The following is a 9,796-nucleotide window of genomic DNA, read 5'->3' as shown; positions in this document are numbered from 1 at the left end:
TTTAAATAAAAAATCACATAAAATTTGGTTATTTTATATCAAATCTCTACTTTTGCAAATGCAAACCATATAAGGACTTTTTGGTTAAAAAACGTTCCATAGTCCGACTTCTCATTTCGTACTATCTATCATTATCATATTTATATCTGTCTTATTATGAGGAAAAGTTTATTAATGTTGTTAGTCATGACCCTTGTGGGTTTCGGGCTAATAAACGCGCAAACCCCTGATTTAGGGGGGGTTACGGGCGTTGTCATCTCAGCTGATGACGATGAGCCCGTCGTTGGCGCCAGCGTCATGGTCAAGGGCACCAAAATCGGAACCTCGACCGACATCGACGGTAAATTCACCATCTCAAAACTTCCGGGTAATGCCAAAACGCTCGTGGTGAGCTACATCGGCATGAAGACCAAACAGGTTGCCATCCAGAAAGGCACCAAAATGACAATCTCTCTCGAATCTGACGCCGAACAACTCCAGGAAGTGGTTGTCACCGGTATGCAGAAAATGGACAAACGTCTCTTCACCGGCGCCGCTACCAAAATCGACGCTCAGGACGCCCGCATCAGCGGTATGGCCGACATCAGCCGAAGCCTTGAAGGACGCGCCGCAGGTGTGTCGGTCCAGAACGTTTCAGGAACCTTCGGTACCGCTCCCAAAATCCGTGTCCGCGGTGCAACATCAATCTACGGCAGCTCCAAACCCCTCTGGGTTGTCGACGGCGTGATCATGGAAGACGTCATGAACGTCTCTGCCGATGACCTCTCATCCGGTAACGCCGAAACCCTCATCTCCTCAGCTATCGCAGGCCTCAACGCCGACGACATCGAAAGTTTCGACATCCTCAAGGACGGCTCCGCCACATCTATCTACGGTGCGCGCGCAATGGCCGGTGTGATCGTCGTGACTACCAAGAAAGGTAAAGCCGGTCGCAACTCAATCAACTACACAGGCGAATTCACAATGCGCCTCAAGCCCAACTACCGCGACTTCAATATCATGAACTCGCAGGACCAGATGAGCGTCTACCAGGAACTCGCCCAGAAAGGCTACCTCAACTACGCTGAAATCGCCAACGCTTCCAACAGCGGTGTCTACGGCAAGATGTATCAGCTTCTTTCTGAATACGATGCAACTTCAGGCCGCTTCGGTCTTGAAAACACACCCGAAGCCCGTGCTGCATATCTCCGCGCAGCCGAATACCGCAACACCGACTGGTTCGACCAGCTCTTCTCAAACTCTGTGATGTCAACCCACTCCATCAGCCTCTCGTCAGGTACCGAGAAGGCCCAGCACTATGTGTCGGCATCTGCAATGTATGATCCGGGATGGTACAAACAGAGCGACGTTCAGCGCTACACTGCCAACCTCAACTCCAACTTCAATATCTCCGACAAGGTTTCTTTCAACCTCATCTCCAACGCCTCTTACCGCAAGCAGAAAGCTCCCGGAACCCTCGGCAGCGAAACTGACGTGGTTTCAGGCGAAGTGAAGCGCGACTTCGACATCAACCCCTACTCCTACTCGATGAACACCTCGCGCACACTCGATGCCAATGAGTTCTACACCCGTTCCTACGCTCCCTTCAACATTCTCCACGAGCTTAAGAACAACTACATGAAGCTTGGCGTCAACGACTTCCGCCTCACCGGTGTGCTCACCTACAAGCCTATCCGCAAAGTAGAGCTCTCGCTCCTCGGCGGTATGCAGAACACCTCAACCTCGCAGGAACACTTCATCCTTGATGACTCCAACCAGGCCCAGGCTTACCGCGCAATGCCGACTTCGGCCATCCGCGATAAGAACCCTTTCCTCTACACCGATCCGGACAACATGTTTGCGCTCCCCATTTCGATTCTCCCCAACGGAGGTATCTACGAACGCGCTGACCGCAGCATGTTCAAGTGGGACATGCGCGCCGCAGCCCGCTACAACGATGTCTTCGCTGAAAACCACATCGTCAACCTCTACGCCGGTATGGAAACCAACTCAGTTGACCGCCACTCAACCTGGTTCCGCGGCTGGGGCATGCAGTACAGCATGGGCGAAGTTGCCAACTATGCCTACGAAGCATTCAAACGCGGTAAGGAAGAAAACTCCGACTACTACACTCTGACCAACACCCGTGAACGTTCAGTCGCCTTCTTCGGCAACGCCACCTATTCTTATAAGGGAAAATACAACCTCAACGGCACCCTCCGCTACGAAGGCACCAACTCACTCGGCAAGAGCCGCTCTTCACGCTGGCTCCCCACCTGGAACATCTCCGGATCATGGAACGCCCATGAAGAAGAATGGTTCCACAGCTTCAACCCCACTTGGAGCCACCTCACCCTCAAGGCCTCTTACTCTCTGACAGGCGACCGTCCCTCTGTCAGCAACGCCTACGCCATTATCGGCGCCCAAAATCCTTGGCGTCCGTCTGCCGGTGTGACAGAAAGCTCTCTTTATGTGAAAGACCTCGCCAATCAGGATCTGACATACGAAAAGAAACACGAGCTTAACCTCGGTCTCTCAACCGGTTTCATTGACAACCGCATCAACGTAGAGTTCGACTGGTATCGCCGCAACAACTTCGACCTCATCGGTCTTGCAAACTCACAGGGCATCGGCGGTCAGATCCAAAAGTTAGGAAATATTGCCTCAATGCGCTCTCATGGTGTCGAACTCTCGCTCACTACCAAAAACATCATGACCAAGGACTTCACCTGGACCACCAACTTCATCTATTCATACAATAAGAACAAGGTTACATCTCTCAAGACCTCCAAGCGTGTGATCGACCTCGTTTCCGGCAGCGGTTTCGCCCAGGAAGGCTACCCCGTGCGCTCCCTCTTCTCCATCCCCTTCATGGGACTCAACGAAGAAGGCCTCCCCACCTTCCTTGACCAGGACGGCAATATCTCGACCACCGGCATCTACTTCCAGACCTCCGATCCCGAAAAACTCGGCTTCCTGAAGTATTCCGGCAGCATCGACCCCACTGACGTTGGCTCTTTCGGCAACATCTTCCGCTACAAGGACTTCACCCTCAACGTCTACATCACCTACTCTTTCGGCAACGTCATCCGTCTCGACCCCGTCTTCAGAAAAGAATACACCGACCTGACCTCAACCCCGAAGGAATTCAACAACCGCTGGACAGTCCCCGGTGACGAAAACCGTACCAATATCCCGGTTATCGCATCCAAGCGTCAGAATAAGAATGACACGCACCTGAGCTACGCCTATAACGCCTATAATTACTCCGATGCCCGCATAGCCAAGGGCGACTTCATCCGCATGAAGGAAATCTCGCTTGCCTATCAGGTACCCGCCAAGGTGACAAACGCCCTGCGTCTCTCCAACGCAATGTTCAAGCTCCAGGCAACCAACCTCTTCCTCATCTACGCCGACAAGAAACTCAACGGCCAGGATCCGGAGTTCTTCAACACCGGCGGTGTGGCTGCCCCGACACCCAAGCAGTTCACTCTGACAGTCAACCTCGGTTTCTAATCTACTCCTAAAGAATCAGTAAAATGAACAAATATATAAAATACGCATTCGCGCTTGCTCTGCCGACCGTAGTCCTCTCATCCTGCGACGACTACCTCGACACCATGCCCGACAACCGTGCTACTCTCAGCGACGAGGAAAAAATCAAGAGCATTCTTGTCTCTGCCTATCCCTCAACCCAATGCGCGTTCGTAACTGAACTGTCATCCGACAACGTTGATGACGTTGAACTCCAAAGTCCTGACACAGAGCGTTGGATAGACGATGCCTACGCCTGGAAAGACGAACTTGAGGAGTCAGACGAATCACTCAATGAGTATTGGGCTTCCTCCTACATCGCAATCGCATCTGCAAATCAGGCTCTCGACGCCATTGACCAGCTTGGCGGTCCTGAAGCCTCTACCACACTGTCCGCTCTTCGCGGCGAAGCTCTGCTCTGTCGGGCCTATAACCATTTCATGCTCGCAAACCTCTTCTGCAAACACTGGACTCAGAATGCAGCAGAAGACCTCGGCCTTCCGTACATGACACATCCGGAAACACAGCTTCAGCCCAAATATGAACGCGGAAACCTCGCTGACTTCTACACTCAGATCGAAAAAGACCTCACTGAAGGTCTGGAACGTGTAAGCGATTCATATTATTCTGTACCCAAATACCATTTCAACCAGAAAGCGGCCTACGCATTCGCCACGCGCTTCTATCTCTATACTGAGCAATGGGAAAAAGTGATTGATGCCGCTAACAAAGTGCTCGGATCCGCTCCAAACAACATGCTCCGCGACTGGGTGACATTCGGCACACTCCCTGTCAACGGTTCAAAAGCTCGCGAGAATTTCTACATCGGAGCCACAGCCAACTGCAATCTGCTCCTGCAAACCGCACAGTCACAGATTGGCGTAGCTTTCGGGCCATACGGTGCTTATTCTCGCTATACTCACAGCAACTACACTTCTGAAAACGAAGATGCCCGCGCCACTAATGTCTGGGGTTCTACTGTAAGAAGTTCGATTACATCCAAATACACCGGAGGTATCGACAAACTTCTTTTCCGCAAGACTCCCTACCTGTTCGAATACACCGACCCCGTGCAGAACATCGGCTATCCTCATACCGTACTCGCAATCTTCACTGCTGATGAAACCCTTCTTTCAAGAGCTGAAGCCTACATAATGCTCCATCGCTTTGACGAAGCGGCAGCCGATCTTACCATCTGGGCCAAGAACATTGCAGGAACCAATAGAGTTCTTACACCAGACATGATCACTACTTTCTATAATGGAAAGACTTACTGTTATGAAGATGATGCCCGCATGGCTTCCGGAATGAAGAAACACCTCAATCCTGAATTTACCATTGACGCCGAAGGCTCTACTCAGGAATGCATGCTCCAGTGTGTGCTCGCCTTCCGTCGAATCGAAACTCTTCAGGACGGCCTCCGCTGGTTCGACATCAAGCGCTATGGCATCGAGATCCCCCGCCGCTACATGAATGCAGCCGGCAAGCCCGACCACATCACTGACTTCCTTTCGAAAGATGACAAGCGTCGTATTTTCCAGATTCCTCTGAAAGTTCGCGATGCCGGAATTCAGCCTAATGAACGCTAAGACACAGTTGATCATTACTGTTAACCATCAAAAAGACAAAAACAATGAAATTCAACAAAATATTAAGCTTTGCTTTGATGGCTGTTTCGGCTATAGCCTTTACTGCTTGCGAATCTGACGATCCGGACACCGGAAAATCAGTCATCGTTACCGGCAATACCGTCAAAAACGATTTCGACAAGTGGCTCGAAGCAAACTACAACAAGCCCTACAATATCGACTTCAAATACCGCTACGAGGACATCGAAGGTGACTTTGACTACTATCTCGTACCTGCCCGCTACGAAGATGCCATTACCATGGCCCACCTCGTCAAATATCTCTGCGTCGAGACTTACAATGAAGTAGCCGGAACCGACTTCACCCGCCAGTACTTCCCCAAGATGTTCTACACCGTCGGTGAATGGGAATACAAGAACAACGGTACATTCATTCTCGGCACCGCCGAAGGTGGCCGTAAGATCTTCCTTGCAGGTCTTAACTACCTTCCACAGTGTCTTGAAATGGGGACCGATGCGATGAACTACTATTACTTTAAGACAATTCACCACGAGTTCACCCATATCCTCAACCAGACACGTCCGATGCCATCCGCATTCCAGACCGTTACTTATGACTCATACGTGGCAGACCTTTGGAGCGAACCTCCTTACGACACCGGTTTTGAAGCTCGCGGCTATGTTTCTTCCTATGCTCAACACTCCTACACTGAAGACTTCGCCGAAGTGATGTCTATCTATATTACTTACGATGAAGCTTCTTGGAATGACCTGATCACAACCGCCGGCGCTTCAGGTGCAGATCTCATCAATCAGAAACTCGACCTCGTGAAAGAATATCTGTACACTACTTTCAATATCGACATTGATGACCTGCGCAGCGTCATCCAGCGTCGTCAGAAAGAAGTAATGTCAGGCAAAGTGGATCTCACTGATCTCACTGTAAAATAATCCATCTTCTAAATGATTCAAACCATGCGACTCAATAAATTATTCATAGCAACTCTGCTTGCATTCTCGACACTGGCCTTCCAGTCCTGTCTGAAAGATCAGGAAGATATATTCGATGAATCATCTTCAACAAGACTTCAGGCCACTCTTGACAACGCCAAGGCCGTTCTGACAAGCGCCCCTAACGGATGGTTATTTGACTACACTCCTGACAAATACCAATCCTACGGCAGCTATATATATACCCTCCAGTTTGATGATTCCCAGGTAAATGTCGGTTCTGAAATCGCACCCGGCCAATTTGAAAAAAGCCTCTATAAGCTGACAAATGACAACGGTCCGGTTCTCACATTCGACTCCTACAACACACTCATGCACTACTTCGCTACTCCCTGGGGTGACTCTGATGGCTATCAGGCTATGGACGGCGATTTTGAATTCATGATCATGGATGTGACCGAAGATCTCATCACTCTGCAAGGCAAACGCACCGGCAACACCATGTATCTCCGCCGTCTCAACGAAGATCCGGCAACCACACTCAACGCTATCTGCGCAATGAATGACAATATCTATGTGACAGAAGGCTCCGGAACAATCGGCGAACTCCCGGTAACCATGAGCATAGATCTTAATGACCGCTCTATGGCTATCTTCTGGGGCGGAACAGAAGAAGGTGCGGAAGCTTTCTCTGACGAAGCCTTCTACCTGCCCACTGCAACCGGTATCCGCTTCCTGACTCCAATCACAGTCAACGGCGCGACTATCAGCGAACTGTCATTCAACCCTGACGGATATCTCTTCTCAGGTACAGATTCAAACGGCAACCAGGTCAACATAATTGGAATCCTCCCTGAAACATACTCGTTTATTGAGGAATTCTCCGGTGAATTCACTTTTGCCTTCTTCTTTGGTATCTACACTTCAAATGTCACCCTCACCCCGGATCCCGCAACCGGCCTGATCACAATGACAACTCCGAACGGTTTCGATCTCGTGGCCAAGTATAACAAATCCAAAGGTTGCCTGAGCCTCACAGGCCAGCAGCTGTACTCCGGCAGCGACATGAACGTGTTCTTCTACGCAGGCGGAACAGGCGGTAGCTTCTATGCATCCACTCAGGCCGGCATGGACTTTGTCAAGAGCGAATCAAACCCCAAGAGATTCGTTGCGGAACCCAACGCGGCATCGCCGTCAAATGTCAACTCATTCTATTTCATCGCGACTTATCCTGGAGACGACACCTATTACATCGCTCCCGCACCTTGGAGACTCAACAACACCGGCCAGATCACCTATGTCCAGTATCTCCAGAAGAAATAATAAATGACTGTCTGTTGAATCCGATCCCTCAGCAAGAGGGAACGGATTCCGCAGAGAATCATCAAATTTTAAAATTGTAACGAAAATGAAAAAGACATATAGATCAATCCTGTTTGCTTTGATCGCGGCAACCGGATTTACCGCATGCAACGATTATGAAGCACCGGATATCACAACCGAATCGGCCATCACAATCGTAAGCCATGACACAACCTTCCCCGCAGAAGCATCTACCGGCTCGATCACATTCGAAGCCAAAGGTCCGGTGACTGTGACTACTGACAATGAATGGATCACCGCAACTCTCGATGGCAACACAATCAACATCGCCGTAACCCAAAACAACGCCCTTGACGGACGAACCGGAACAATCATCGTCAAATGCGGCAATGCAACGGATGAAATCTCCATCATTCAGTCAGGCATTATCTTCAAATTCGCTGATGTAAGTGAAATCGACATCGAAGCTGACGCATGGACCAATAGCTATGAAGCCAATGCTACAATCCCGATGTCGGTAACTTCCGATGCAGAATGGCTCAAAGGTTCGATTGCTGACGGCATTCTCACAATCAATGCTGACCGCAACACCAAACTCCAGGCCCGTACAGGCATACTTACAATCACAGTCGGCGATCTCACCTATGACATCACCGTCAACCAGAGCCCTCTTATCTTCCCTCTGGTAAAGGTTTCTGAAATCAGCCAGAACGACGACGCAAAGACCTACACTTATAACTTCCCCTCCGACATTGAAGTAACATTCAGTTCTGACGTAGAATGGCTCCACGGATCGTTTGAAAACGAGACAGTGACAATCACCGTCGATGCCAACAATGACGGCCACATCCGCAAAGGCAACCTCTCTTACAGCCTTGAAGGCACAGAAGGCTCAGTCTCCGTCGAACAGTATCAGTTCGACAAAGACATCGCCGGAGAATATATCTTGGTTTACACCAACAGTGCTGGCAAACAAGCAGCTTTCAAAGCTTCTCTCAAGCAGACTGGAACAAAATATTCAATCGACCTTACAGATCTTGATTTTTCAATTCCTGTCCAATATGACGAAACAACTCTCACCTTGAAACTCGGTTGTGGCGATTATATCGGTAATTGGGTGGATGAAGACGGAACATTCAGTGTTTACTCCATTTATGGATTTGTCAAAGACGGTAAATCAATGGTCACTGCCTCTGAAAACGCATATATGACCTCACAAATATCTTATTCAGAAATGAATGGAAAGGGTTATACAACAGCCTCTTTCAAAGATTCCGGAATGTATGACTATCCTTTGAATTCTTTTATTTTAGCCGGATTCTCTACTTCTGAATTTGATTTTGATGGATATGAATTCAATCTGCTTGTAATGAGAAATATTCAGTTACAGAAAACTCATGCTCTCTCATCTGAATCAACTTCTCAAAATACACCTTCAACCAAGATTTATAATAGTAGTCTTTCAAAGATACAAACTACTCTTTCAAAAGACTCTAATATATATGCTCATTGATCAACAGACCCGCTAAAATCTGACTCATACAGACAAACAGCAACCATACCTGACCCAAGCCCCGCCCCGACCGACCGGTTATGGCGGGGCTGCTTTTTGCCGATATGACCAAAGAGACCGCATCTACACTGATTCCACGACTGAAAGACTTCTTTTCAACACAGCCTGTCAGCCGGGTATGGCTATTCGGATCATTCTCCCGCGGAGAGGAATCCGAAAAAAGCGATGTCGACATACTGCTTGAATTCGACAAACGGCAGAAAATAACACTTTTCACAATGGGGCACATATATTCCGCATTGACAAAAATGCTCCATCGCGCAGTGGATCTTGTGGAAATCGACACTCTCATGCCCTACGCACTCCCCTCAGTCAACCGTGACAAAATCCTGATCTATGAGAGAAAAAATCCGTGACCGCGAACGGCTTCTCCACATGATCGAAGCCATTGACAAAATTGATTCCGCCCAAACACGCTATCCGGAAGAAGTTTTGTGTTCCGACCCGATCTGTTTTATGGCATGGTAAAATGTTTGGAAATTATCGGCGAGGCGGCTTATAAGCTGACAGGGTCAACCCGTCGGAATCACCCTGAAATTCCTTGGTCGGCAGTCATCGGCATGAGACATATACTTGTGCACGGATATTATCAGATCAAAGCCGAAAGAATACTCGCCACTATTGAAACTGACCTTCTACCCCTCAGATCAAGTCTGACTGAAATCCTCGAAACCTTTACAGATTAATCCCCCGACGGAGGCCCGAAAAGCCAGAGCAATCAGATTGGACTAATTAGTCTAATTGGCCTAATCAGACCAATTGGACCAAAACTCCCAAAGTTCCCAAAACTCCCAAAGCTCCCAGCTCTCCCAGTCCTCCCAAAGTTCCCAAAGCCCCCAGTCCTATCC

8 protein-coding genes are annotated in these 9,796 nt (G+C 49.1%); all 8 read left to right on the top strand.

Annotation, left to right across the window (positions count from 1 at the left end):
* Positions 1–186 precede the first annotated feature (186 nt).
* The 8 genes from K2H17_RS00280 to K2H17_RS00245 all read left to right on the top strand — a co-directional run bounded on the left by K2H17_RS00280 (position 187) and on the right by K2H17_RS00245 (position 9,634).
* Positions 187–3,495 carry a SusC/RagA family TonB-linked outer membrane protein gene (locus K2H17_RS00280; RefSeq protein WP_300130056.1) on the top strand — a complete coding sequence of 1,103 codons (3,309 nt, stop codon included), beginning with the start codon at positions 187–189 and terminating at the stop codon, positions 3,493–3,495.
* Positions 3,496–3,518: 23 nt separating this feature from the next.
* Complete coding sequence (locus K2H17_RS00275; RefSeq protein WP_300130054.1) at positions 3,519–5,102, top strand: RagB/SusD family nutrient uptake outer membrane protein; 1,584 nt, start codon at positions 3,519–3,521, stop codon at positions 5,100–5,102.
* 44 nt (positions 5,103–5,146) lie between these two features.
* On the top strand, positions 5,147–6,052 hold the full coding sequence (locus tag K2H17_RS00270) for a putative zinc-binding metallopeptidase (protein WP_300130052.1): 906 nt from the start codon (positions 5,147–5,149) through the stop codon (positions 6,050–6,052).
* A gap of 24 nt (positions 6,053–6,076) precedes the next feature.
* Positions 6,077–7,375, top strand: a complete 1,299-nt coding sequence (locus tag K2H17_RS00265) for a DUF4302 domain-containing protein (protein ID WP_300130050.1) — start codon at positions 6,077–6,079, stop codon at positions 7,373–7,375.
* Positions 7,376–7,460: 85 nt separating this feature from the next.
* Positions 7,461–8,888, top strand: a complete 1,428-nt coding sequence (locus K2H17_RS00260) for a BACON domain-containing carbohydrate-binding protein (RefSeq protein ID WP_300130049.1) — start codon at positions 7,461–7,463, stop codon at positions 8,886–8,888.
* A gap of 80 nt (positions 8,889–8,968) precedes the next feature.
* A complete protein-coding gene (locus tag K2H17_RS00255; protein ID WP_300130047.1) occupies positions 8,969–9,304 on the top strand; it encodes a nucleotidyltransferase domain-containing protein in 336 nt (111 codons plus the stop codon).
* Positions 9,285–9,416 carry a hypothetical protein gene (locus K2H17_RS00250; RefSeq protein WP_300130045.1) on the top strand — a complete coding sequence of 44 codons (132 nt, stop codon included), beginning with the start codon at positions 9,285–9,287 and terminating at the stop codon, positions 9,414–9,416. Before K2H17_RS00255 ends, K2H17_RS00250 begins: the two co-directional genes overlap by 20 nt.
* Positions 9,410–9,634 (top strand): HepT-like ribonuclease domain-containing protein, encoded by a 225-nt coding sequence (locus K2H17_RS00245; protein WP_300130044.1) that lies wholly within the window; start codon positions 9,410–9,412, stop codon positions 9,632–9,634. Before K2H17_RS00250 ends, K2H17_RS00245 begins: the two co-directional genes overlap by 7 nt.
* Positions 9,635–9,796 lie beyond the last annotated feature (162 nt).

Origin of the sequence: Duncaniella sp. (assembly GCF_029054785.1) — a bacterium.
Classification (GTDB): Bacteria; Bacteroidota; Bacteroidia; order Bacteroidales; family Muribaculaceae; genus Duncaniella.
This window is presented reverse-complemented; position numbering and strand designations above follow the sequence as displayed.

Coding starts and splice junctions, on each gene's coding strand:
- K2H17_RS00250 (WP_300130045.1), top strand. CDS start 9,285: ATGAGAGAAAAAATCCGTGACCGCGAACGGCTTCTCCACATGATCGAA.
- K2H17_RS00255 (WP_300130047.1), top strand. CDS start 8,969: ATGGCGGGGCTGCTTTTTGCCGATATGACCAAAGAGACCGCATCTACA.
- K2H17_RS00260 (WP_300130049.1), top strand. CDS start 7,461: ATGAAAAAGACATATAGATCAATCCTGTTTGCTTTGATCGCGGCAACC.
- K2H17_RS00280 (WP_300130056.1), top strand. CDS start 187: ATGACCCTTGTGGGTTTCGGGCTAATAAACGCGCAAACCCCTGATTTA.
- K2H17_RS00265 (WP_300130050.1), top strand. CDS start 6,077: ATGCGACTCAATAAATTATTCATAGCAACTCTGCTTGCATTCTCGACA.
- K2H17_RS00245 (WP_300130044.1), top strand. CDS start 9,410: ATGGTAAAATGTTTGGAAATTATCGGCGAGGCGGCTTATAAGCTGACA.
- K2H17_RS00275 (WP_300130054.1), top strand. CDS start 3,519: ATGAACAAATATATAAAATACGCATTCGCGCTTGCTCTGCCGACCGTA.
- K2H17_RS00270 (WP_300130052.1), top strand. CDS start 5,147: ATGAAATTCAACAAAATATTAAGCTTTGCTTTGATGGCTGTTTCGGCT.